At 63.5% G+C, this 22718-nt stretch carries 21 protein-coding genes; 9 read left to right on the top strand and 12 right to left on the bottom strand.

The window, feature by feature from the left end:
* Positions 1-120 precede the first annotated feature (120 nt).
* Positions 121-939, top strand: a complete 819-nt coding sequence (locus J4D28_RS15825; protein ID WP_007927505.1) for a pyruvate, water dikinase regulatory protein — start codon at positions 121-123, stop codon at positions 937-939.
* 108 nt (positions 940-1047) lie between these two features.
* On the opposite strand, the gene prpD is transcribed toward J4D28_RS15825, so the two are convergent.
* The 6 genes from prpD to J4D28_RS15795 all read right to left on the bottom strand — a co-directional run bounded on the left by prpD (position 1048) and on the right by J4D28_RS15795 (position 9659).
* Positions 1048-2532: a 2-methylcitrate dehydratase gene (gene prpD / locus J4D28_RS15820; RefSeq protein WP_009047900.1), complete on the bottom strand. Its 1485-nt coding sequence runs from the start codon at positions 2530-2532 to the stop codon at positions 1048-1050.
* Between the two features lie 186 nt (positions 2533-2718).
* Positions 2719-3909 carry a 2-methylaconitate cis-trans isomerase PrpF gene (prpF, locus tag J4D28_RS15815; RefSeq protein ID WP_103331024.1) on the bottom strand — a complete coding sequence of 397 codons (1191 nt, stop codon included), beginning with the start codon at positions 3907-3909 and terminating at the stop codon, positions 2719-2721.
* A gap of 60 nt (positions 3910-3969) precedes the next feature.
* A complete protein-coding gene (gene acnD, locus J4D28_RS15810; RefSeq protein WP_028681997.1) occupies positions 3970-6564 on the bottom strand; it encodes a Fe/S-dependent 2-methylisocitrate dehydratase AcnD in 2595 nt (864 codons plus the stop codon).
* A gap of 175 nt (positions 6565-6739) precedes the next feature.
* Positions 6740-7867 carry a 2-methylcitrate synthase gene (gene prpC, locus J4D28_RS15805; protein ID WP_028681996.1) on the bottom strand — a complete coding sequence of 376 codons (1128 nt, stop codon included), beginning with the start codon at positions 7865-7867 and terminating at the stop codon, positions 6740-6742.
* Between the two features lie 176 nt (positions 7868-8043).
* Entirely contained in the window at positions 8044-8940 is an 897-nt protein-coding gene (gene prpB, locus J4D28_RS15800) for a methylisocitrate lyase (protein ID WP_007930643.1), read from the bottom strand.
* Positions 8937-9659, bottom strand: a complete 723-nt coding sequence (locus J4D28_RS15795) for a GntR family transcriptional regulator (protein ID WP_009047896.1) — start codon at positions 9657-9659, stop codon at positions 8937-8939. Before J4D28_RS15795 ends, prpB begins: the two co-directional genes overlap by 4 nt.
* 269 nt (positions 9660-9928) lie before the next feature.
* On the opposite strand from J4D28_RS15795, the gene J4D28_RS15790 reads away from it, so the two are divergent.
* From J4D28_RS15790 to pabB, 4 genes are all read left to right on the top strand, one after another.
* Positions 9929-10471 (top strand): ATP-dependent zinc protease, encoded by a 543-nt coding sequence (locus J4D28_RS15790; RefSeq protein ID WP_028681995.1) that lies wholly within the window; start codon positions 9929-9931, stop codon positions 10469-10471.
* A gap of 5 nt (positions 10472-10476) precedes the next feature.
* On the top strand, positions 10477-12009 hold the full coding sequence (locus tag J4D28_RS15785) for an inactive transglutaminase family protein (RefSeq protein ID WP_009047894.1): 1533 nt from the start codon (positions 10477-10479) through the stop codon (positions 12007-12009).
* Positions 12009-12995 carry an alpha-L-glutamate ligase-like protein gene (locus J4D28_RS15780; protein ID WP_009047893.1) on the top strand — a complete coding sequence of 329 codons (987 nt, stop codon included), beginning with the start codon at positions 12009-12011 and terminating at the stop codon, positions 12993-12995. The genes J4D28_RS15785 and J4D28_RS15780 overlap by 1 nt, the downstream gene beginning before the upstream one ends.
* Before the next feature lie 223 nt (positions 12996-13218).
* The gene (gene pabB, locus J4D28_RS15775) at positions 13219-14562 is read left to right on the top strand and encodes an aminodeoxychorismate synthase component I (RefSeq protein ID WP_101284094.1); all 1344 of its coding nucleotides are present in this window, start codon (positions 13219-13221) and stop codon (positions 14560-14562) included.
* A 121-nt stretch (positions 14563-14683) separates the two neighbouring features.
* On the opposite strand, the gene thrH is transcribed toward pabB, so the two are convergent.
* Positions 14684-15301 carry a bifunctional phosphoserine phosphatase/homoserine phosphotransferase ThrH gene (gene thrH / locus J4D28_RS15770; protein ID WP_009047891.1) on the bottom strand — a complete coding sequence of 206 codons (618 nt, stop codon included), beginning with the start codon at positions 15299-15301 and terminating at the stop codon, positions 14684-14686.
* A gap of 169 nt (positions 15302-15470) precedes the next feature.
* On the opposite strand from thrH, the gene J4D28_RS15765 reads away from it, so the two are divergent.
* From J4D28_RS15765 to J4D28_RS15755, 3 genes are all read left to right on the top strand, one after another.
* Positions 15471-16205, top strand: a complete 735-nt coding sequence (locus J4D28_RS15765; protein WP_007930635.1) for a phosphoadenylyl-sulfate reductase — start codon at positions 15471-15473, stop codon at positions 16203-16205.
* A gap of 536 nt (positions 16206-16741) precedes the next feature.
* Positions 16742-18271, top strand: coding sequence for an NCS1 family nucleobase:cation symporter-1 (locus J4D28_RS15760; protein WP_009047890.1), 1530 nt, complete (start codon positions 16742-16744; stop codon positions 18269-18271).
* Between the two features lie 55 nt (positions 18272-18326).
* Positions 18327-19055 (top strand): aspartate/glutamate racemase family protein, encoded by a 729-nt coding sequence (locus tag J4D28_RS15755; protein WP_009047889.1) that lies wholly within the window; start codon positions 18327-18329, stop codon positions 19053-19055.
* 69 nt (positions 19056-19124) lie between these two features.
* On the opposite strand, the gene J4D28_RS15750 is transcribed toward J4D28_RS15755, so the two are convergent.
* Complete coding sequence (locus tag J4D28_RS15750) at positions 19125-20048, bottom strand: LysR family transcriptional regulator (RefSeq protein ID WP_009047888.1); 924 nt, start codon at positions 20046-20048, stop codon at positions 19125-19127.
* A gap of 125 nt (positions 20049-20173) precedes the next feature.
* Here J4D28_RS15750 and J4D28_RS15745 point away from each other — a divergent pair, with 125 nt between their 5' ends.
* Entirely contained in the window at positions 20174-20920 is a 747-nt protein-coding gene (locus J4D28_RS15745) for a 3-oxoacyl-ACP reductase family protein (RefSeq protein WP_103331023.1), read from the top strand.
* A 150-nt stretch (positions 20921-21070) separates the two neighbouring features.
* On the opposite strand, the gene J4D28_RS15740 is transcribed toward J4D28_RS15745, so the two are convergent.
* The 4 genes from J4D28_RS15740 to J4D28_RS15725 all read right to left on the bottom strand — a co-directional run bounded on the left by J4D28_RS15740 (position 21071) and on the right by J4D28_RS15725 (position 22700).
* Positions 21071-21766: an HAD-IA family hydrolase gene (locus J4D28_RS15740; protein ID WP_009047886.1), complete on the bottom strand. Its 696-nt coding sequence runs from the start codon at positions 21764-21766 to the stop codon at positions 21071-21073.
* Positions 21767-21951: 185 nt separating this feature from the next.
* Positions 21952-22314 carry a hypothetical protein gene (locus J4D28_RS15735; protein WP_009047885.1) on the bottom strand — a complete coding sequence of 121 codons (363 nt, stop codon included), beginning with the start codon at positions 22312-22314 and terminating at the stop codon, positions 21952-21954.
* The gene (locus J4D28_RS15730; RefSeq protein ID WP_009047884.1) at positions 22311-22499 is read right to left on the bottom strand and encodes a hypothetical protein; all 189 of its coding nucleotides are present in this window, start codon (positions 22497-22499) and stop codon (positions 22311-22313) included. Before J4D28_RS15730 ends, J4D28_RS15735 begins: the two co-directional genes overlap by 4 nt.
* Before the next feature lie 42 nt (positions 22500-22541).
* On the bottom strand, positions 22542-22700 hold the full coding sequence (locus tag J4D28_RS15725; RefSeq protein ID WP_009047883.1) for a hypothetical protein: 159 nt from the start codon (positions 22698-22700) through the stop codon (positions 22542-22544).
* Between the last annotated feature and the right edge of the window lie 18 nt (positions 22701-22718).

The following is a 22718-nucleotide window of genomic DNA, read 5'->3' as shown; positions in this document are numbered from 1 at the left end:
AGCGCTTGCCAGCTGTATGGCCTGGACCTGGAAAATAAGTGAGAATGCGGGCCATTGGAGGCCGGCAAATCGCGCCTATCATATCCAAGATTCGTCACTAGCTTAAGGCCCAAGGTGCAAATGAAACGATCTGCTTTCTTCATCTCCGACGGTACCGGCATCACCGCTGAAACCCTCGGCCAGAGCCTCCTGGCGCAGTTCGAAAACATTACCTTCAGCAAAATCACGCGGCCGTATATCGACAGCGTAGATAAAGCGCGGGCCATGGTACAACAAATCAACATTGCCGCCGAAAAGGACGGATTTCGCCCGATTATCTTCGACACCATCGTCAATCAGGACATCCGTGAGATCCTCGCGACGTCCAATGGTTTCATGATCGACATCTTCTCGACCTTCCTCGCCCCCCTGGAGCTGGAGTTGAGCGAGCACTCGTCGTACTCGGTCGGCAAGTCCCATTCCATTGGCGGCAACTCCAACTATATGGAGCGGATCGAGGCGGTGAACTTCGCCCTCGACAACGACGACGGCGCCCGTACCCACTACTACGACAAGGCCGACCTGATCCTGGTCGGCGTGTCGCGCTGCGGCAAGACCCCGACCTGCCTGTACATGGCCATGCAGTTCGGCATCCGCGCCGCCAACTACCCGCTGACCGAAGACGACATGGAACGCCTGCAGCTGCCGACGGCCCTGCGCGCCCACCAGCACAAGCTGTTCGGCCTGACCATCGATCCCGACCGGCTCACCGCCATCCGCAACGAGCGCAAACCCAACAGCCGTTATTCGAGCTACGCCCAGTGCGAGTTCGAAGTGCGCGAGGTGGAAAACCTGTTCCGCCGCGAGAACATTCCGCACATCAATTCCACGCATTTTTCGGTGGAAGAGATTTCGGCGAAGATCCTCGTGGAAAAAGGCGTCGAGCGGCGCTTCAAGTAGCGTTATCTGACCAATAGAAGGCTATCGCGAGCAAGCTCGCCCCTGCATGGCTTACAAGATCTTGTAGGAGCGAGCTTGTCGCGATCGGACCAACGGTCCGCCCTGTCCTCAGATCACCAACAGATCCACGAACCGGTGCACCGCCGTGGCTTCCAGCTGCGCCTGGTCCTTGCACAGGGCAAAGATCTGCGTCGAACGCTGGGCCGTGAAGCGGGTGGCCAGGTTGGCCTTGAACTTGTCTTCCAGCAGCGGAATGCCTTCGGCGCGACGCCGGCGATGGCCGATCGGGTATTCCACCACCACCTGCTCGGTGCTCGAGCCATCCTTGAAGAACACCTGTAGCGCATTGGCGATGGAGCGCTTGTCGGCCTCCAGGTACTCGCGGGTGTAGCGCGGTTCTTCGACTATCTGCATCTTCTCGCGCAACTGATCGATGATCGGGTGGGCGGCATGGAAGCCGTCTTCATAGTGCTCGGCCACCAGGTTGCCGAAGGCCAGCGGCACGGCGGTCATGTACTGGATGCAGTGGTCGCGGTCGGCGGCGTTGGCCAGCGGGCCGACCTTGGAAATGATGCGGATCGCCGATTCGTGGGTGGTGATGACAATCCTGTCGATCTCGTGCAGGCGATTGCGTACCAGCGGATGCAGGGTCACCGCCGCTTCACAGGCGGTCTGCGCATGGAACTCGGCCGGGAAGCTGATCTTGAACAGCACGTTTTCCATCACGTAACTGCCGTACTTCTGCGACAGGCTGAAACGGCGCTGGTCTTCGGGCTTGAGCGCCAGGTCCTTGTTGGTGTGGCTGAACAGCACGTCGTAGAAGCCCCACTGCGGCGCGCTCAGCACTCCCGGAATGCCCATCTCGCCGCGCAGGGCGATATCCGCCAGGCGCACACCACGACTCGTGGCGTCCCCCGCCGCCCAGGACTTGCGCGAACCGGCATTCGGCGCATGCCGATAAGTGCGCAGCGCCTGGCCATCGACAAAGGCATGGGACAGCGCCGCCAGCAGCTGTTCGCGGTTGGCGCCCATCAGTTTGGCGGTGACCGCGGTCGAGGCGACTTTCACCAGCAGCACATGGTCGAGGCCGACCCGGTTGAAGGAGTTCTCCAGGGCGATCACTCCCTGGATCTCATGGGCCATGATCATGGCCTCGAGCACCGCGCGCATGGTCAGCGGCGCCTCGCCATTGGCCACGCGCTTTTGCGACAGGTGATCGGCCACGGCGAGGATGCCGCCGAGGTTGTCGGAAGGATGGCCCCACTCGGCGGCGAGCCAGGTGTCGTTGTAATCCAGCCAACGGACGATGCAGCCGATATCCCAGGCTGCCTTGACCGGGTCCAGGCGGAAACTGGTGCCCGGCACTCGCGCGCCAAAGGGTACGACCGTGCCCTCGACCATGGGCCCCAGGTGCTTGGTGCATTCGGGAAAGCGCAGGGCCAGCAGGCCGCAGCCAAGGGTGTCCATCAGGCAGTTGCGGGCGGTATCCAGGGCCTCATGGGACTCGATCCGGTAGTTCAGAACGTAATCGGCAATGTCCTGCAGAACCTGGTCGTAATCGGGACGTTCGTTCAGATCAACGTTGGCGCTCATGGGCAGTTCACTCCATCAAGGGTTAGGTGTGGGTTGCATCCTCAAGGTCAGGCTGATCGGGGTTATTTTTTATAACCCCCATTGTAGGAGCGAGCTTGCTCGCGATGACGGATGGACTGTCGACATCGATGTCGAGCTTGGTATCGCTATCGCGAGCAAGCTCGCGCCTACAAGGGTGGTGTGTTTTTAGAAAGCGTCGCCAGGCACACGCACCCAGCCTTCCATCAGCACCCGCGCGCTGCGGCTCATGATGGCCTTGGTCACGCTCCATTCGCCGTTGTCCTGCACGGCTTCGGCGCCGACGCGCAAGGTCCCCGACGGGTGGCCGAAACGCACCGCACTGCGCTCCCCGCCGCCGGCCGCCAGGTTGACCAGGGTCCCAGGGATCGCCGCCGCCGTGCCGATGGCCACCGCAGCGGTGCCCATCATCGCGTGGTGCAGCTTGCCCATGGACAGCGCGCGCACCAGCAGATCGATATCGGCAGCCTTCACCGCCTTGCCGCTGGACGCCTGGTAGTCCGCCGGCGGGGCGACAAAGGCGACCTTGGGTGTGTGCTGGCGCTTGGCCGCTTCGTCCAGGTGCTGGATCAGCCCCATGCGCAGCGCGCCGTGGGCGCGGATGGTCTCGAACATCGCCAGCGCCTTGGGGTCGCCGTTGATATCGCCCTGCAACTCGGTACCGCGGTAGCCGATGTCACGGGCATTGATGAAGATGGTCGGGATCCCGGCATTGATCATGGTGGCCTTGAACGTCCCGACGCCCGGCACCTCCAGGTCGTCCACCAGGTTGCCGGTGGGGAACATCGAACCACCGGCGCCCTCTTCCTCAGCCGCCGGCTCCATGAACTCCAGCTGCACTTCGGCCGCCGGGAAGGTCACGCCATCCAGTTCGAAGTCGCCGGTTTCCTGCACCGCGCCGTTGGTCATCGGCACATGGGCGATGATGGTCTTGCCGATATTGGCCTGCCAGATGCGCACCACGGCCACGCCGTTCTGCGGGATGCGCTCGGCATCCACCAGGCCGCTGCTGATGGCGAAGGAACCGACCGCCGCCGACAGGTTGCCGCAGTTGCCGCTCCAGTCGACAAAAGGTTTGTCGATGGAGACCTGGCCGAACAGGTAATCCACGTCGTGGCCGGGCTTGATGCTTTTCGACAGGATCACCGTCTTGCTGGTGCTGGACGTGGCGCCGCCCATGCCGTCGATCTGCTTGTCGTACGGGTCGGGGCTGCCGATCACCCGCAACAGCAACGCATCGCGGGCCGCGCCCGGCAGCTGCGCCGCCTCAGGCAGGTCTTGCAGGCTGAAAAACACGCCCTTGCTGGTGCCGCCACGCATGTAGGTGGCGGGAATCTTGATTTGCGCTACGAAAGCCATGGATTTCGGTCCTGATAAAGACCGAGGGCGGCGCCTTGCGGCCCGCCCTCGGTACGTCACTTAACTGGCGACAGCCGATTCGAGGAAGTCCTGGGCAAAGCGCTGCAACACGCCGCCCGCTTCGTAGATCGACACCTCTTCGGCGGTGTCGAGACGGCAGGTCACCGGCACCTCGATGCGCTCGCCGTTCTTGCGCCGGATCACCAGGGTCAGGGTGGCGCGCGGCTTGCGCTCGCCCACCACATCGAAGGTTTCGGTACCGTCGATGCCCAGGGTCTTGCGGTCGGTGCCCGGCTTGAACTCCAGCGGCAATACGCCCATGCCCACCAGGTTGGTGCGGTGGATGCGCTCGAAGCCTTCGGCGGCGATGGCCTCCACCCCGGCCAGGCGCACGCCCTTGGCCGCCCAGTCACGGGACGAACCCTGGCCGTAGTCGGCGCCGGCGATGATGATCAGCGGCTGCTTGCGCTGCATATAGGTTTCGATGGCTTCCCACATCCGGGTGACCTGGCCTTCCGGCTCGATCCGCGCCAGCGAACCCTGCTTGACCTTGCCGCCTTCCTGGACCATTTCGTTGAACAGTTTCGGGTTGGCGAAGGTCGCGCGTTGCGCGGTCAGATGGTCACCGCGGTGGGTCGCGTAAGAGTTGAAGTCCTCTTCCGGCAGGCCCATTTTCGCCAGGTACTCACCCGCCGCGCTGTCGAGCATGATGGCGTTGGACGGCGACAGGTGATCGGTGGTGATGTTGTCCGGCAGCACCGCCAGCGGGCGCATGCCGGTCAGGCTGCGCGCCCCGGCCAGGGCGCCTTCCCAGTACGGCGGACGACGGATGTAGGTGCTCATTTCACGCCAGTCGTACAGCGGCTCGACCTTGGGCCCGGTGTCTTCGTGAATGGCGAACATCGGGATGTACACCTTGCGGAACTGCTCGGGTTTCACCGAAGCCTTGACCACCGCGTCGATCTCTTCGTCGCTCGGCCAGATGTCCTTGAGGCGGATTTCCTTGCCGTTGGCGTCCAGGCCCAGCACATCCTTCTCGATGTCGAAGCGGATGGTCCCGGCAATCGCATAGGCCACTACCAGCGGCGGCGACGCGAGGAACGCCTGCTTGGCATAGGGGTGGATGCGCCCGTCGAAGTTGCGGTTGCCCGACAGCACCGCGGTGGCGTACAGGTCGCGGTCGATGATTTCTTTCTGGATCACCGGGTCCAGCGCACCGGACATGCCGTTGCAGGTGGTGCAGGCAAAGGCCACGACGCCAAAGCCCAATTGCTCCAGTTCGTGGGTCAGGCCGGCTTCGTCCAGGTACATGGCCACGGTCTTGGAACCCGGTGCCAGCGACGACTTGACCCAGGGTTTGCGGGTCAGGCCGAGCTTGTTGGCGTTGCGCGCCAGCAGGCCGGCGGCGATCACGTTGCGCGGGTTGCTGGTGTTGGTGCAGCTGGTGATGGCCGCGATGATCACCGCGCCATCGGGCATTTGCCCCGGCACCTCTTCCCACTGGCCGGCGATGCCCTTGGCCGCCAGGTCGCTGGTCGCCACCCGGGCGTGGGGGTTGCTCGGGCCCGCCATGTTGCGCACCACCGAGGACAGGTCGAACTGCAAGCCGCGCTCGTACTGGGCGTCTTTCAGGCTGTCGGCCCACAGGCCAGCCTGTTTGGCATAGGTCTCGACCAGTTGCACTTGTTCGTCTTCACGGCCAGTGAGCTTGAGGTAGTCGATGGTCTGCTGGTCGATGTAGAACATCGCCGCGGTGGCACCGTATTCCGGAGCCATGTTGGAGATGGTCGCGCGGTCGCCCAGGGTCAGCGCCGCGGCGCCTGCGCCGAAGAACTCAAGGTAGGCGCCCACCACCTTCTGCTTGCGCAGGAACTCGGTCAGCGCCAGCACCATGTCGGTGGCGGTGATGCCCGGTTGCAGCTTGCCGGTCAGCTCGACGCCGACGATTTCCGGCAGGCGCATCCAGGACGCCCGGCCGAGCATCACGCTTTCGGCTTCCAGGCCGCCGACGCCGATGGCGATCACGCCCAAGGCATCCACGTGTGGGGTATGGCTGTCGGTGCCGACGCAGGTATCGGGAAAGGCCACGCCATCGCGCGCCTGGATCACCGGCGACATTTTCTCCAGGTTGATCTGGTGCATGATGCCGTTGCCCGGCGGGATCACGTCGACGTTCTTGAAGGCTTTCTTGGTCCAGTTGATGAAGTGGAAACGGTCTTCGTTGCGCCGGTCTTCCACCGCGCGGTTCTTGGCGAACGCATCCGGGTCGAAGCCGCCGCACTCCACCGCCAGCGAGTGGTCGACGATCAACTGGGTCGGCACCACCGGGTTGACCTGGGCCGGGTCGCCACCCTGGTCGGCGATGGCGTCGCGCAGGCCGGCCAAATCCACCAGGGCGGTCTGGCCGAGAATGTCGTGGCACACCACACGGGCCGGAAACCACGGGAAGTCGAGGTCGCGCTTGCGCTCGATCAGTTGCTTCAGGGAGTCGGTCAGGGTCGCTGGATCGCAACGACGCACCAGGTTTTCCGCGAGCACGCGCGAGGTGTACGGCAGGGTGTCGTAGGCGCCGGGCTGGATCGCCTCGACGGCCGCGCGGGTGTCGAAGTAGTCCAGTCGGGTACCGGGTAACGGTTTACGAAATTCAGTGTTCATCGTCAGGACTCGGTCACGGTGATTGCAAAAGGTGGTGCTGCTGAAACCGCTCCCCGGTAGGAGCGAAGCTTGCTCGCGATGGCGGTTTGACGGTCGACATCGATGGTGAATGTCAGTCCGTCTTCGCGGGCATGCCTCGCTCCTGCAGGGCTCTGGTTTTTTAAGCAGCCACCATTCAGCGACGTTCGATTGGCACGAACTTGCGCTGCTCGACGCCGACGTACTCGGCGCTTGGACGAATGATGCGGTTGTTGGCGCGCTGTTCGAACACGTGGGCCGCCCAGCCAGTCAGGCGCGAGCAGACGAAGATCGGGGTGAACAGCTTGGTCGGGATGCCCATGAAGTGGTACGCCGAGGCATGGTAGAAGTCGGCGTTGGGGAACAGCTTCTTCTGCTCCCACATGGTCTTGTCGATGGCTTCGGAAACCGGGAACAGCACCTTGTCGCCCACTTCGTCAGCGAGTTTTTTCGACCAGCCCTTGATCACCTCGTTGCGCGGGTCGTTGTCTTTGTAGATCGCATGGCCGAAGCCCATGATCTTGTCCTTGCGCTCGAGCATGCCGAGGGTGCCCTTGATCGCCTCTTCCGGCGAAGAAAAACGCTCGATCATCTCCATCGCCGCCTCGTTGGCGCCGCCGTGCAGCGGACCGCGCAGCGAGCCGATGGCCGCGGTGACGCAGGAATACAGGTCGGACAGGGTCGAGGCACAGACCCGGGCAGTGAAGGTCGAGGCGTTGAATTCGTGCTCGGCGTAGAGGATCAGCGACACGTTCATCACCTTGACGTGCAGCTCGCTCGGCTTCTTGTCGTGCAGCAGGTGCAGGAAGTGACTACCGATGCACGGCTCGTCGGTCACACAATCGATGCGCTTGCCGTCGTGGCTGAAGCGGTACCAGTAGCACATGATCGCCGGGAACGCGGCCAGCAGGCGGTCGGTGACGTCACGCTGCTGGGAGAAGTCCTGTTCCGGCTCAATATTGCCGAGGAACGAGCATCCGGTGCGCATCACATCCATCGGATGGGCGTCGGCCGGAATGCGTTCCAGCACCTCTTTCAGCGCCTGTGGCAGGTCGCGCAGCTTGCTCAGTTTCTGGGTGTAGGCGTCCAGCTGCGCCTGGGTCGGCAGTTCGCCGTACAGCAGCAGGTAGGCCACTTCCTCGAACTGCGCGTCGGCCGCCAGTTCGCGGACGTCGTAACCCCGGTAGGTCAGCCCGGCACCGGCCTGGCCCACGGTCGACAAGGCAGTCTGTCCGGCCACCTGGCCACGCAGGCCAGCGCCACTCAATACTTTTGCTTCGGCCATTGCTCTCTCCAATCTTGAATTTGTTAGGGAATCGGCAACTTCATGGGTCGGGGCTCACCCCGATACCGCAGGAACGAAGCGGCTCGCGATGCCGATCGGTACACCCCGGTGTATCAGGGGCTGCGCGTTATCGTTAACGTCCATCGCGGGCAAGCCTCGCTCCTACAAAGGTTGGTTCAGCTTTTCTTCTGGGCGAACAGCGCATCGAGCTTCTGCTCGAAGGTGTGGTAGTCGATGCGGTCGTACAGCTCCATGCGGGTCTGCATGGTGTCGATCACGTTCTGTTGGGTACCGTCGCGACGGATCGCGGTGTAGACGTTTTCCGCCGCCTTGTTCATGGCACGGAACGCCGACAGCGGGTACAGCACCAGGGAAACATCCACGGATTTCAGTTGTTCGGTGGTGTACAGCGGCGTGGCGCCGAACTCGGTGATGTTGGCCAGGATCGGCGCTTTCACCCGGCTGGCGAAGATCTTGTACATCTCCAGCTCAGTGATGGCTTCCGGGAACACCATGTCGGCGCCGGCCTCGATGCAGGCGGCGGCGCGATCCAGGGCCGACTCCAGCCCCTCCACCGCCAGGGCGTCGGTACGGGCCATGATCACGAAGCTGTCGTCGGTGCGGGCATCCACCGCGGCCTTGATGCGGTCGACCATTTCCTGTTGGGAGACGATCTCTTTGTTCGGACGATGGCCGCAGCGCTTGGCGCCGACCTGGTCCTCGATGTGAATCGCCGCCGCGCCGAACTTGATCATCGACTTGACGGTGCGCGCCACGTTGAACGCCGACGAACCGAAACCGGTGTCCACGTCCACCAGCAGCGGCAGGTCGCAGACGTCGGTGATGCGGCGCACGTCGGTCAGCACGTCGTCGAGCCCGGTGATGCCCAGGTCCGGCACGCCGAGGGAGCCGGCCGCCACCCCGCCACCGGACAGGTAGATCGCCTTGAACCCGGCGCGCTTGGCCAGCAGCGCATGGTTGGCATTGATGGCGCCGACCACCTGCAACGGTCGTTCGCTGGCGACCGCATCGCGAAAGCGCTGGCCTGGAGTGCTCTTGTTATTGGAACTCATGACTCACCTCGTGGAGTGGCTGTCTGCTTGGCGCCGTCCTGGTAATGACGGGCAATGTTGCGTTTGGAAGCGCCGATGTGACGGCGCATCAACAACTCGGCCAGTTCGCCGTCGCGATCGGCAATGGCATCGAGAATCCGGTGGTGCTCGGCGAACGCCTGGTGCGGGCGGTTGGGCGTGGCGGAAAACTGGATGCGGTACATGCGCACCAGCTGGTACAGCTCGCCGCAGAGCATCTGCGTGAGGGTGCGGTTGCCCGCGCCCTGGATGATCCGGTAGTGGAAGTCGAAATCGCCTTCCTGCTGGTAGTAGCCGACCCCGGCCTGGAACGCCGCGTCGCGCTCGTGGGTATCGAGCACCCGGCGCAGCTCGTCGATTTCCTCGTTGGTCATGCGCTCGGCGGCCAGGCGGCAGGCCATGCCTTCCAGGGACTCGCGGATTTCGTAGAGTTCGATCAGCTCGGCATGGCTCAGGGACACCACCCGCGCCCCGACATGGGGCACCCGCACCAGCAGACGCTGGCCTTCCAGGCGGTGGATCGCCTCGCGCAGCGGGCCGCGGCTGATGCCATAGGTGCGCGCCAGTTCCGGCTCGGAAATCTTGCTGCCCGGGGCGATCTCGCCCTTGACGATGGCCGCCTGAATGCGCCTGAAGACGTTTTCGGACAAGGTTTCCGAATCGTCCTGCGTCACGGCGGGGGGATCGAGCTGATCCAGCATATTGTCGACACCTTGAAAATCAATGCGACAAAAACTAGCCAATACAAGCCAACCAGTCAAAGGAAAAATAGATATTGTCGACAATCGTCTAATAACCCTTTGCACCAAACCGGCACAAAAGCCCCCGCCCCGCCGCTGGCGCCATAAAACCAGCATGCTAGAATGCCGCCCGCATTTGCCTGTCACATTAATAAGGCAGCACACGAGGGAGCTTGCGCAGCAATGCCAGTCGCCTTGAACTGAAGAACCCATGCAACGCACCAGGATCTATGAGACTCAAGGCCTTCTCCATACTGTTCTGCCTGCTCGGCCTGCCGGGCCTGAGTGCCGCCGCCGGCAAGACCGTTTACGGTCTGAATGAATACGCCAGACTGTCCGGGATCGACCTGGAAGTCGCCGCCAAGCTCGACACCGGCGCCAAGACCGCCTCCCTCAGCGCCCGCGATATCAAGCGTTTCAAGCGCAATGGCGAGTCCTGGGTACGCTTCTACCTGGCCATCGACGCCGCCCATTCCCACCCCATCGAACGTCCGCTGGCCCGCGTCAGCAAGATCAAGCGCCGCGCCGGCGACTACGACCCCGATGAGGAAAACAACAAGAAGTACACCGCGCGCCCGGTCATCGAGCTGGATATCTGCATGGGCACAGCCCTGCGCAGCATAGAAGTGAACTTGACCGACCGCAGTGCATTCCAATACCCGCTCTTGATCGGCTCCGAAGCGCTCAAGCGCTTCGATGCACTGGTCGACCCCAGTCTTAAATACGCTGCTGGCAAACCTGCCTGCGCCACCGACGCTCATATCGCAGAGTAATTCCAATGCGCTCTCTTACCCTCCATCTGAAAATCCTGATCGCCATCCTGGTGGTGCTGGGCATCTCGATCACGGCCTATCAGATTTTCGTGCTCGGCATCCCGGTGACCGAAGACGCCACCGACGACCTGTGGAACATCGACGCCAAGGTCGAATTCGTCGCCAACGCCAAGGACCCGATCAAGATCCAGATGTTCGTGCCGCCCCTGAGCCGCGACTACGTCAGCCTGAACGAGAGCTTCATTTCCAATAACTACGGGGTGGCGGTGAACCGCGTCGACGGCAACCGCAAGGTCACCTGGTCGGCACGCCGCGCCAAGGGCAACCAGACCCTCTACTACCGCCTGGTCCTGACCAAGCGCTACACCGCGGAAAAAGCCAAGATCAAGGGCCCGACCTTCCGCGACAGCATCGCCGTCGAAGGCCCGGAAAAGATCGCCGCCGAAGCCCTGCTCGCGCCGATCCGCCAGCACTCGGCCGACGTCGAGACCTTCATCAGCGAAGCCATCAAGCGGGTCAACAACAGCAGCGACGACAACGCCAAGATGCTCCTGGCGGGCGATCCGTCGCCGGCGAACAAGGCCAAGATCGTCGACCTGCTGCTGTCCATCGCCCACGTGCCGATGGAAAAGGTCCACACCATCCGCCTGGTGGCCGACCAGCCGCAGGCTCCGGAACTGTGGCTGCGCAGCTTCAACGGTACCGACTGGCTGTACTTCAACCCGGAAACCGGCGAACAGGGCCTGCCCAGCGACCGCCTGTTGTGGTGGATCGGTGACGACAGCCTGATCACCGTCGATGGCGGCAAGAAAGCCACCGTCACCTTCAGCCTGAACAACAGCGAAATGAACGCCATTCGCCTGGCCAAGCTGACCGACGAGAACACCGACGCCAACTTCCTCGAATACTCGCTGTACGGCCTGCCGCTGCAGACCCAACAGACCTTCATGATCATGGTGATGATCCCGATCGGCGTGCTGGTGATCCTGGTGCTGCGCAACCTGATCGGCCTGCAGACCCTGGGTACCTTCACCCCGGTGCTGATCGCCCTGGCCTTCCGCGAAACCCAGCTGGGCTTCGGCATCGTGCTGTTCACCGTAATCACCGCGCTCGGGCTGTCGCTCAGGTCCTACCTGGAACACCTGAAGCTGCAGATGCTGCCGCGGCTGTCGGTGGTGCTGACCTTCGTCGTGGTGCTGATCGCCGCCATCAGCCTGTTCAGCCACAAGCTCGGCCTGGAACGCGGCCTGTCGGTCGCCCTGTTCCCGATGGTGATCCTGACCATGACCATCGAACGCCTGTCGATCACCTGGGAAGAACGTGGCGCCGGCCACGCGATGAAAGTCGCCATCGGCACGCTGTTCGCCGCCTCCCTGGCCCACCTGATCATGAGCGTGCCGGAGCTGATCTACTTCGTCTTCACCTTCCCGGCGATGCTGCTGATCCTGGTGGGCTTCATGCTGGCGATGGGTCGCTACCGCGGCTACCGCCTGACCGAGCTGATCCGTTTCAAAGCCTTCGTCAAGGCTGATTCGTAATGTTCGGCCTGTGGAAGACCTGGAAGGCCCTGGAAGCCCGGGGCATCATGGGGATCAATCGGCGTAACGCGGACTACGTGCTCAAGTACAACAAGCGCAGCCTGTACCCGATCGTCGACGACAAGATCATCACCAAGGAACGCGCGATCAAGGCCGGCATCCATGTGCCGGAACTGTATGGCGTGATCTCCACCGAGAAGGAAATCGACAAGCTCGGCGAGATCATCGGCGGGCGCAACGACTTCGTGATCAAGCCGGCGCAAGGCGCCGGCGGCGACGGCATCATCGTGATCGCCGACCGTTTCGAGGGTCGCTACCGCACGGTGTCGGGCAAGATCATCAGTCATGAAGAAATCGAGCACCACATCTCCAGCATCCTCACCGGCCTCTATTCCCTGGGCGGCCACCGTGACCGGGCGCTGATCGAATACCGGGTGACCCCGGACCAGATCTTCAAGAGCATCAGCTACGAAGGCGTGCCGGACATCCGCATCATCGTGCTCATGGGCTACCCGGTGATGGCCATGCTGCGCCTGCCGACCCGCCAGTCCGGCGGCAAGGCCAACCTGCACCAGGGCGCCATCGGCGTCGGTGTCGACCTGGCTACCGGCCTGACCCTGCGCGGTACCTGGCTGAACAACATCATCGCCAAGCACCCGGACACCACCAACGCGGTGGACGGCGTGCAGCTGCCCTACTGGGACGGCTTCATGAAGCTGGCGGCCGGCTGCTACGAGCTGTGCGGCCTGGGCTACATCGGGGTCGATATGGTGCTGGACCAGGAAAAGGGCCCGCTGATCCTCGAGCTCAACGCCCGCCCCGGCCTGAACATCCAGATCGCCAACGACTGCGGCCTGACCCAGCGCACCCACGCGGTCGAAGCGCACCTGGCAGAGCTGAAAGCCCGCGGCATCAGCGAAACCGTCGAGCAGCGCGTGCAGTTTGCCCAGGATCTGTTCGGCCATATCCCGGCGGTGGAAGGCTGATCCACGGCATTGACCTGTAGCCGCTGCCGCAGGCTGCGATCGGCCGGCACGGCCGTGGCGTCCTTATGGGCGCTGGAAGACCTTCGGTCTTATCGCAGCCTGCGGCAGCGGCTACAGTGCGATGCGTCGTAAACCGGGCAATCCCCGACATCCCCACTAGGAGCAAATCCTTGAGGGGACTACAATCGCCAGCCGCGCTCCTCCGATGGCTGATCCGCCCCGCATGTCGACCTGCTCCGTACACCCGCTGCCCTATCGCCCCAACCCCGCCGAGTATTTCGCGGCGATCCGTCATGCCCCTGGCGCCGTCCTGCTCGACAGCGGCCGGCCCAGTGCCGAGCGCGGCCGCTATGACCTGCTCAGCGCCTGGCCACGGGCCCAGCTGGCCGTCCTCAAGGACGAAAGCGGCGAAGACTTCCTGCAACGCCTGCGGCTCAATCTGGATCAGCTGGGCCAGGCGGCGATCCCCGCGCCTTACCAGCTGCCTTTTGCCGGCGGGCTGATCGGCTACCTGAGCTACGACTTCGGACGCCACCTGGAACGCCTGCCCAGCCAGGCCCTGGATGACCTGCAACTGCCCGATGCGCGCTTCGGCCTCTACGACTGGGCGCTGATCAGCGACCATCAGCAGTGCACCAGCCAACTGGTGTTCCACCCGGTCGTCGACGCCGCCGAACGCCAGCGCCTGATCGCCCTGTTCAGCCAGGTGCCGGCCAGCACCGACGGCAGCTTCAAACTCAGCGGGCCGATGCGCCCCGACCTCAGCGCCGCGCAGTATCAACAGGCGTTCGAGCGTATCCAGGCGTACATCCAGGCCGGCGACTGCTATCAGGTCAACTTCGCCCAACGCTTTCGCGCGCCCTGCGTCGGCGATCCGTGGGCTGCCTACTGCGCGCTGCGCGCGGCCTGCCCCACGCCTTTTTCCGGGTTCCAGAGCCTGCCGGAAGGTGGCGCGGTGCTGAGCCTGTCGCCGGAGCGCTTCGTGCGGATCAGTGAGCGCCAGGTGGAAACCCGGCCGATCAAGGGCACCCGCCCACGCAGCCAGGATGCCGCCGAAGACGCGGCGAACGCCGCCGAGCTGCTGGCCAGCCCCAAGGACCGCGCGGAAAACCTGATGATCGTCGACCTGCTGCGCAACGACCTGGGCCGCACCTGCCGCATCGGCTCGGTGCGGGTGCCGGAGCTGTTCAGCCTGGAAAGCTACCCGAATGTGCATCACCTGGTGAGTAGCGTCACCGGCGAGCTGGCGGACGACAAGGACGCACTGGACCTGATCGCCGGCAGCTTCCCTGGCGGCTCGATCACCGGCGCGCCGAAGATCCGCGCCATGCAGATCATCGACGAGCTGGAGCCGACCCGGCGCGGGCTGTATTGCGGTTCGTTGCTGTACCTGGATGTGCGGGGCGAGATGGACAGCTCGATCGCCATCCGCAGCCTGCTGGTCAAGGACGGGCAAGTCTGCTGCTGGGGCGGTGGCGGGATTGTCGCGGACTCGGACTGGCAGGCCGAGTATCAGGAGTCCATCACCAAGGTGAAGGTGCTGCTGGAGACCTTGCAGAGTCTTTAAAGGCATCGCGGGCAAGTCGGATCGCCGCGCGCTCGCTCCTACGGGTCAATGTCGTTCACGGCAATGCGGTACGACGCGGCCTGTAGGAGCGAGGCTTGCCCGCGATAGCTGCGCCGCGAACCTACAGGCTCAACTCGCGGTTCGATGCCTTGAGGAACTCCTGCTTCAGCTCGGCAAAGCTGTGCACCGCCGGGAACTGCGGGAACTCGCGAATCACGTTGTCCGGGGCATGGAACAGAATCCCGGCATCGGCCTCGCCGAGCATACTGGTGTCGTTGTACGAATCCCCCGCCGCGATCACCCGGTAGTACAGGCTCTTGAAGGCCAGCACTGACTGGCGCTTGGGGTCTTTCTGGCGCAGCTGGTAACCGGTCACCCGGCCGCTGTCGTCGGTGACCAGGCGATGGCACAGCAGCGTGGGGAAGCCCAGCTGGCGCATCAGCGGCTGGGAAAACTCATAGAAGGTGTCGGACAGAATCACCACCTGGAAACGCTCGCGCAGCCAGTCGACGAACTCGATGGCGCCGTCCAGCGGCTTGAGGGTGGCGATCACTTCCTGAATGTCCGAGAGCTTCAGGCCGTGCTCGTCGAGAATCCGCAGGCGCTGTTTCATCAACACATCGTAATCGGGGATATCCCGGGTGGTCGCCTTGAGGGATTCAATCCCGGTTTTTTCGGCAAAGGCGATCCAGATTTCCGGGACCAGTACACCTTCCAGGTCGAGACAGGCAATTTCCACGAGACACTCCCATTTGTATTGGTTATTCGAGCGAGCAAAAGGACTGCCGAACTCTAGCGATTCGCCCCAGCCCACGCAACGCAAGGAGCGCGCCAGCCGGGGGCGGATTTTGTTACCATCGCCAGTATCTAGAGCGCTCAGCGCCACCGACCTGTAGGAAACCGCCCTGATGAGCCCATCGTTCAATGTCGCTGAACTCGCCGCGACCTATGCCCAAAAATCCGCCCAGGACATTCTCAAGCTGGCCTTTGCCGAGTTTGGCGATGACCTGTGGATCTCTTTCAGTGGTGCCGAGGATGTGGTGCTGGTGGACATGGCCTGGAAGCTGAACAAGAACGTCAAGGTCTTCAGCCTCGACACCGGTCGCCTGCACCCGGAAACCTATCGTTTCATCGAGCAGGTACGCGAGCACTACAAGATCGACATCGAGGTGGTTTCGCCGGACCACGCCAAGCTCGAGCCTTTCGTCAAGGAGAAAGGCCTGTTCAGCTTCTACAAGGACGGCCACGGCGAGTGCTGCGGGATCCGCAAGATCGAGCCGCTGCGCCGCAAGCTGTCCACCGTCAGCGCCTGGGCCACCGGCCAGCGCCGCGACCAGAGCCCGGGCACCCGCAGCCAGGTGGCGGTGCTGGAGATCGACAGCGCCTTCTCCACCCCGGAACGCACCCTGTACAAGTTCAACCCGCTGGCGCAGATGACCAGCGAAGAGATCTGGGGTTACATCCGCATGCTCGAACTGCCGTACAACAGCCTGCACGAGCGTGGTTTCATCAGCATCGGCTGCGAGCCTTGCACCCGCCCAGTGCTGCCGAACCAGCACGAGCGCGAAGGCCGCTGGTGGTGGGAAGAGGCCACGCAGAAGGAATGCGGCCTGCACGCCGGCAATATCATCAGCAAGGGCTAAAGCCCAATTCCTCTTTCCTCTGGTCTGTAGGAGCGAAGCGGTGTGCCAGGTACGCCGTCTCGCGAGCAAGCTTCGCTCCTACAGAAGCCCCACCTCCCGGTAAAAATCTTGTACACACAAGTGTCACCACAGGTGCCATTTTTGTGTGCACTTTATGCCTCGACGCCCAAAAAGGTTACACCCTTCTCCCTGGGCCATCCTCCACCGCGCTCACACCCCATCCCCTCGAAAAATAAATACCTGTTCGAACGGTCAATTTATAACTTCATAGTTTCAGTTACTTAGAAATCATTAAGAACAAACCGAAATTATCGGTCGCTTGCTTAGATTGGGTTCTGGCACGGAAGTGGCTTAAGTCGCCCCGCATCCTGTATACAACTTAAATAAAAAATACATACATTTTATATCCGCAAGCCGGGTTCCCGAATCCGCCTGCAGATGCCCAGAACCCAGTGATTCCCGGACCCGCGCCGAAGACTGCCGAGCCTTGCGCTCAAGCACAGTCAGCGCGGGTCCGCGATCAGGAGCCTGCCGGAATGCGTACAAGCCTTGCCAACAACATCGCACTGGATTTGCCCTCCTCCCACGCCCACCTCGACCCCGGCACCGCCGCCACGGTCGACCTCAGCCCGCGCCTGCACAACCGCGACCTGGCGCCGACCAAGGTCGAAGGCCGGCGCTGGGGTGGCTACAGCATCTTTGCCCTGTGGACCAACGACGTGCACAACATCGCCAATTACTCCTTCGCCATCGGCCTGTACGCCCTGGGCCTGGGCGGCTGGCAGATCCTCCTGTCCCTGGGGATCGGCGCGGCGCTGGTGTACTTCTTCATGAACCTGTCCGGCTACATGGGCCAGAAGACCGGCGTGCCCTTCCCGGTAATCAGCCGTATCAGCTTCGGCATCCATGGCGCGCAGATTCCGGCGCTGATCCGCGCGGTGATCGCCATCGCCTGGTTCGGCATCCAGACGTACCTGGCCTCGGTGGTGTTCCGGGTCTTGCTCACGGCCATCCACCCCGGCTTCGCCGACTACGACCACAACTCGATCCTCGGCCTGTCGAGCCTGGGCTGGGTGTGTTTCGTGGCGATCTGGCTGGTCCAGCTGGCAATCCTCGCCTATGGCATGGAAATGGTCCGGCGTTACGAAGCCTTCGCCGGCCCGGTGATCCTGGTGACCGTTGCCGCCCTCGCCGCCTGGATGTTCACCCAGGCCAACGCCAGCATCGCCTGGTCGATCCGCGAGCCCTTGAGCGGTGGCGAGATGTGGCGCCAGATCTTCGCCGGCGGCGCGCTGTGGCTGGCGATCTACGGCACGCTGATCCTCAACTTCTGCGACTTCGCCCGCTCCTCGCCCTGCCGTCGGACCATCAAGGTCGGCAACTTCTGGGGGCTGCCGGTGAACATCCTGGTGTTCGCGGCCATCACCGTATTGCTCTGCGGCGCGCAGTTCCAGATCAACGGCAGGATCATCGAAAGCCCGACCGAAATCATCGCCTCGATACCCAACACCTTCTTTCTGGTACTCGGTTGCCTGGCGTTCCTGATCGTCACCGTGGCGGTGAACATCATGGCCAACTTCGTCGCCCCGGCCTTCGTGCTCAGCAACCTAGCGCCGAAATACCTGACCTTCCGCCGCGCCGGGCTGATCAGCGCAACCCTCGCGGTGCTGATCCTGCCGTGGAACCTCTACAACAGCCCGCTGGTGATCGTGTACTTCCTGTCCGGGCTCGGCGCCCTGCTGGGGCCGCTGTACGGGGTGATCATGGTCGACTACTGGTTGCTGCGCAAAGGCCGGATCAACGTGCCCGAGCTGTACAGCGAGAACCCGCAAGGCGCGTATTTCTACAGCCGCGGGGTCAACCTGCGGGCGGTGGCGGCGTTCATTCCGTCGGCGCTGATCGCCATTGTCCTGGCCCTGGTGCCGGGGTTTGCCAGCGTCTCGCCCTTCTCCTGGCTGATCGGCGCCGGCATTGCCGGCCTGCTGTACCTGATCATCGCCAAACGCCAGCCGCACTATGCGGATGTCAGCGGCGAATCCATCGCAGTCGACAACGTCTGCCACTAACCTTGAACGGCCCGCGTGCGGCGGGCCCCGAATGCCTCACCGATAAGGACAGCCCATGCGAATTCTCGTGGTCAACGTCAACACCACCGACTCCATCACCCAGGCCATCGCCCGCCAGGCCCAGGCCGTGGCCGCGCCCGGCACTGAAATCATCGGCCTGACCCCACACTTCGGCGCCGACTCCATCGAAGGCAACTTCGAAAGCTACCTGGCCGCCATCGCCGTCATGGACCGCGTGCTGTCCTACGACCAGCCCTACGACGCGGTAATCCAGGCCGGTTATGGCGAGCATGGCCGCGAAGGCCTGCAGGAACTGCTCAATGTGCCGGTGGTGGACATCACCGACGCCGGCGCCAGCACCGCGATGTTCCTCGGCCATGCCTACTCGGTGGTGACCACCCTGGATCGCACCGTACCGCTGATCGAGGATCGCCTGAAACTCTCCGGCCTGTACGACCGTTGCGCCTCGGTACGCGCCAGCGGGCTGGCGGTGCTGGAGCTGGAACAGGACCCGGCGCGCGCCGTGGAAGCCATCGTGCGCCAGGCCGAGCTGGCGGTCAGCGAAGACAAGGCCGAGGTGATCTGCCTGGGCTGCGGCGGCATGGCCGGCCTGGACGAGCAGATCCGCCAGCGCACCGGCGTGCCGGTGGTGGACGGCGTGACCGCGGCGGTGACCATCGCCGAATCCCTGGTGCGCCTGGGGCTGTCCACCTCCAAGGTGCGCACCTACGCTACGCCGCGGCCGAAGACCATCATCGGCTGGCCAGGGCGCTTCGGGCGCTGAATCGGCGCTTTCGTCGAGGACCTATCGCGAGCAAGCTCGCTCCTACAGGAAGCGGGTTTGCGCGCACCTTCAGACCGCGCTGAAGCGTTGCTCCAGGCCCAGCACGGCGAACTGCTCGATCACGAAGTCGACGAAGGCCCGGGTCTTGCCCGGCAAGAGTTTGTGCTCGGCGTAGTAGATCGAGATGTTGCCGTCGTCGACGTACCAGTCCGGCAAGACCCGCTGCAGGGTACCGGCATTCAGATAACCGACGGCGAACGGCATGCTCACCAACGCCACCCCCAGGCCCTGGGCAGCGCTGGCGCAGGCCGCTTCCGAATCGCTCATGGTCATCCGCGCCTTCAGGTTCAGCGGGCTTTGCTGCCGGGTGCGACTGGTCAGGGCCCAGGAACGTATCCGCCCGGTCTGCGGCGAGCGGATCAGGATGCCTTCGCAATGCTGCAAATCCTCGGGCTGTTCGATCGCCGCGCAGCGCGCCAGGTACTCCGGCGAGGCCACCAGGATGCGGTGAGCCGGGCTCAGCCGTCGCGCCACCACCCCTTGAGGCAGTTCGAAGCCGCCGCCGATCGCCGCGTCGAAGCCCTGGCCGATCAGGTCCACCTGGCGATTATCGAAATGCCAGTCCGGGCTGATCTCCGGGAAACGCCGCAGGAATTCGCCGAGCATGGGCACGATGTACAGCCGCCCGAACACCGTGCCCATGCTGACTTTAAGGGTGCCCGCCGGGCGCCCTTCGGCGCTGGCCAGGTTGGCCACGGCGTTCTGGATGGTGTACAGGCTGGCGCTGACCTCATCGAGAAACAGCTTGCCGGCCTCGGTCAGGGTCAGGCGGCGGGTGCTGCGCTGAAACAGCCTGACCCCAAGCCGGGCCTCGAGCTTGGCCACGCTTTTACCCACTGCGGCGGGGGTCAGGCTCAAGCGCCGCGCGGCTTCGGCAAAACTGCCGACTTCGGCGCTGCGCACGAAGCATTCGATGCTGCTGAAGGTTTCCATGGCGCCTCACTCTAAACTTCTGGTTTATACAGACTAGAGCGATTCCTATCTACACAGCACCTAATCCGAGGTCGATACTCGACTCCAACCACAAGGCAGCCCGCCTTGGACTTTTGGAGAACGACATGACCACCCAATCCCTCAGCGGCAAAGTAGCCTTGGTTCAAGGCGGTTCCCGCGGCATCGGCGCCGCCATCGTGCAACGCCTGGCAGCCGAAGGCGCCGCTGTCGCCTTCACCTACGTCAGCTCCACTGCCAAGGCCCAGGCCTTGCAGGACAGCATCACCCAGGCCGGTGGCAAGGCCCTGGCGATCCTCGCCGACAGCGCCGATGCCGCGGCCATCCGCCAGGCGGTCGACAGCACGGTCGAAACCTTTGGCCGCCTGGACATCCTGGTCAACAACGCCGGCGTCCTGGCCGTCGGCCCGCTGGAAGACTTCAAGCTGGAAGACTTCGACCGGACCCTGGCCATCAACATTCGCAGCGTGTTCGTCGCCGCCCAGGAAGCAGCCCGGCACATGGGCGAAGGCTCGCGCATCATCAACATCGGCAGCACCAATGCCGAACGCATGCCTTTTGCCGGCGGCGGCACCTACGCCATGAGCAAGTCGGCCCTGGTCGGCCTGACCAAAGGCCTGTCCCGCGACCTCGGCCCACGGGGCATCACCATCAACAACGTGCAGCCCGGCCCGGTCGATACCGACATGAACCCGGCCCACGGCGACTTCGCCGAAAGCCTGATCCCGCTGATGGCCATCGGGCGCTACGGCCACGCGGAAGAAATCGCCAGCTTCGTGGCTTACCTGGCCGGACCGGAAGCGGGTTACATCACCGGGGCCAGCCTGAGCATCGATGGCGGCTTCAGCGCCTGATTCCTGCGCCCATGAAAAACGCCGGGGCACCTTCATCAGGTGGCCCGGCGTTTTTTGTAGGGGCTGTCGCAGGCTGCGATAAGCCCGATAGGGCTTCAAGAACGGCGCCTCCTGCGGAGTCGATCGCAGCCTGCGGCAGCGGCTACAGGTTCAGCTCCATTGCAGCAGCGGCAAGCCACAGGCCGCCGGCTGGAACCCCTTCAACGAACGCAGAATGGCATCGGCATGGGCGTACTTGGCGTCCGCCATCGCCGGGTCGGGAATGGCGATCGCGGTCATCCCCGCCGCTTTCGCCGCGGTGACACCGAAGGGCGAATCCTCGAACACCAGGCAATCCTCGGGAGCAACGCCCAGGCGCCGCGCGGCGGTCAGGAAGATATCCGGCGCCGGCTTGGCCGCGCCCACTTCCGGGTCGTCGGCGGTGACTATGGTGTCGAACAGCGCGAACCAGTCGCCGTGCAAGGTGGTTTTCTGGGCGAAAGACTGGCGCGAAGAACTGGTGCCCACAGCGATCGGCACGTTATTGGCCTTGAGGTGCTGCACCAGCTCCTGCGCCCCCGGCATCGCCAGCGCGCGGGGGAAACGCTCGCGCATCAGCGGCTCGCGAATCACCAGGAACTCCTCCGGCGTGATCGGCAGGTCCAGGGCTTCGACCACATAGCGGGCCAGATCCGCGGCGCCACGGCCGATGATGTTCTGCTTGACCGTCCAATCGAAGGTGCGACCGTAACGATCGGCGATCAGCTGGGTTACCTCGGTGTAGATGCCTTCGGTGTCCAGCAGCAAACCGTCCATATCGAAAATCACGGCCTTGATCGGGCCCACATCATTCAACTGTGCATTCATCGCATCTGATCCGTTAACAAAAAACATCCCGGGGAGCGGCTCAGGTACGGCCAGTTTTTTGCCCGATTAAAGGGTTCAGCAGCATAGCCGCGCCGAATGACAGGGAGCAACCTCAGGCCAGCGCGCAGGCAGACAAAAGCCCAGACAGGCCGGGCTCGATGGTCTCGGCGAATGAATAAAGCAAGCTAGCGCCCCGCGCGTCCGCTGCCGCCTCCGGGACCGCCGGTGCCACCACCCGCGCTGCCGGTTCCACCGCCGGCACCGCCGCCGCCCATGATGGAACCATTGACGCCGGTGGAGCCCATGCCGCCGCCCTGGCCGGAAGAGCCGCGCGCATTGTCGGCTCGGGAACGGCTGTTCGTGACACCTACACCATTCCCGCCCAGGGCCCCAGGTCGCAGCATCAGATCGCTGCCGGAACCGCCCTCGAAAGAGCGCCCGGAAGGATGGGTTGAAGCCCGTCCGTCAGCGGATTCTGCCAGGCTGGAGAAGAAGAAAATCGACACCAGGGCGACCAGCACCAGGCTCAGCAGTTTTGCCCGGCTCACGACGAGCCTCCCGGGGCGGTGCGACGCTTGCCCCTGGCCGCCTTGCGCTGCGGCTTGGGTCGAGACAACTCCTGCTCGGCGTTGGCGTCCGGGAGGATCTGCTCGGGAGTCAGCGCATCCGTGGGGGACGGCAGCGGATATTCGGGCGTTTCATCCCGGTCGAGATGTTTCGGATCATGCTTCATATGTACCTCACACCGGTCATGCCGGCGTGCAGGAAGCAGACTTCACGGGCGTTCTTCCTCCGACTCGCCTGCCTCATCGTCATCGCTCAGTGGCACCAGGGCGTCATCCATCAGCGAGCCCGGGTCTTCATTGCCCGGATCGTTGACCAGGGGCACGCCCGAGGCATCGTCTTCTTTCTTGTCAGCCGTTTCCGGAGTCATGGCAAACCTCGTCGACAC

Origin of the sequence: Pseudomonas sp. GW531-T4 (assembly GCF_017349615.1) — a bacterium.
Classification (GTDB): Bacteria; Pseudomonadota; Gammaproteobacteria; order Pseudomonadales; family Pseudomonadaceae; genus Aquipseudomonas; species Aquipseudomonas chlororaphis_I.
Note: the sequence above shows the minus strand (reverse complement) of the source record. Positions and strands in the feature narration are given on the sequence as shown.

Excerpts from the sequence above, each read along its gene's own strand:
- J4D28_RS15825 (WP_007927505.1), top strand. The coding sequence starts at position 121 with ATGAAACGATCTGCTTTCTTCATCTCCGACGGTACCGGCATCACCGCT.
- prpD (WP_009047900.1), bottom strand. The coding sequence starts at position 2,532 with ATGAGCGCCAACGTTGATCTGAACGAACGTCCCGATTACGACCAGGTT.
- prpF (WP_103331024.1), bottom strand. The coding sequence starts at position 3,909 with ATGGCTTTCGTAGCGCAAATCAAGATTCCCGCCACCTACATGCGTGGC.
- acnD (WP_028681997.1), bottom strand. The coding sequence starts at position 6,564 with ATGAACACTGAATTTCGTAAACCGTTACCCGGTACCCGACTGGACTAC.
- prpC (WP_028681996.1), bottom strand. The coding sequence starts at position 7,867 with ATGGCCGAAGCAAAAGTATTGAGTGGCGCTGGCCTGCGTGGCCAGGTG.
- prpB (WP_007930643.1), bottom strand. The coding sequence starts at position 8,940 with ATGAGTTCCAATAACAAGAGCACTCCAGGCCAGCGCTTTCGCGATGCG.
- J4D28_RS15795 (WP_009047896.1), bottom strand. The coding sequence starts at position 9,659 with ATGCTGGATCAGCTCGATCCCCCCGCCGTGACGCAGGACGATTCGGAA.
- J4D28_RS15790 (WP_028681995.1), top strand. The coding sequence starts at position 9,929 with ATGAGACTCAAGGCCTTCTCCATACTGTTCTGCCTGCTCGGCCTGCCG.
- J4D28_RS15785 (WP_009047894.1), top strand. The coding sequence starts at position 10,477 with ATGCGCTCTCTTACCCTCCATCTGAAAATCCTGATCGCCATCCTGGTG.
- J4D28_RS15780 (WP_009047893.1), top strand. The coding sequence starts at position 12,009 with ATGTTCGGCCTGTGGAAGACCTGGAAGGCCCTGGAAGCCCGGGGCATC.
- pabB (WP_101284094.1), top strand. The coding sequence starts at position 13,219 with ATGTCGACCTGCTCCGTACACCCGCTGCCCTATCGCCCCAACCCCGCC.
- J4D28_RS15765 (WP_007930635.1), top strand. The coding sequence starts at position 15,471 with ATGAGCCCATCGTTCAATGTCGCTGAACTCGCCGCGACCTATGCCCAA.
- J4D28_RS15760 (WP_009047890.1), top strand. The coding sequence starts at position 16,742 with ATGCGTACAAGCCTTGCCAACAACATCGCACTGGATTTGCCCTCCTCC.
- J4D28_RS15755 (WP_009047889.1), top strand. The coding sequence starts at position 18,327 with ATGCGAATTCTCGTGGTCAACGTCAACACCACCGACTCCATCACCCAG.
- J4D28_RS15750 (WP_009047888.1), bottom strand. The coding sequence starts at position 20,048 with ATGGAAACCTTCAGCAGCATCGAATGCTTCGTGCGCAGCGCCGAAGTC.
- J4D28_RS15745 (WP_103331023.1), top strand. The coding sequence starts at position 20,174 with ATGACCACCCAATCCCTCAGCGGCAAAGTAGCCTTGGTTCAAGGCGGT.
- J4D28_RS15740 (WP_009047886.1), bottom strand. The coding sequence starts at position 21,766 with ATGAATGCACAGTTGAATGATGTGGGCCCGATCAAGGCCGTGATTTTC.
- J4D28_RS15730 (WP_009047884.1), bottom strand. The coding sequence starts at position 22,499 with ATGAAGCATGATCCGAAACATCTCGACCGGGATGAAACGCCCGAATAT.
- J4D28_RS15725 (WP_009047883.1), bottom strand. The coding sequence starts at position 22,700 with ATGACTCCGGAAACGGCTGACAAGAAAGAAGACGATGCCTCGGGCGTG.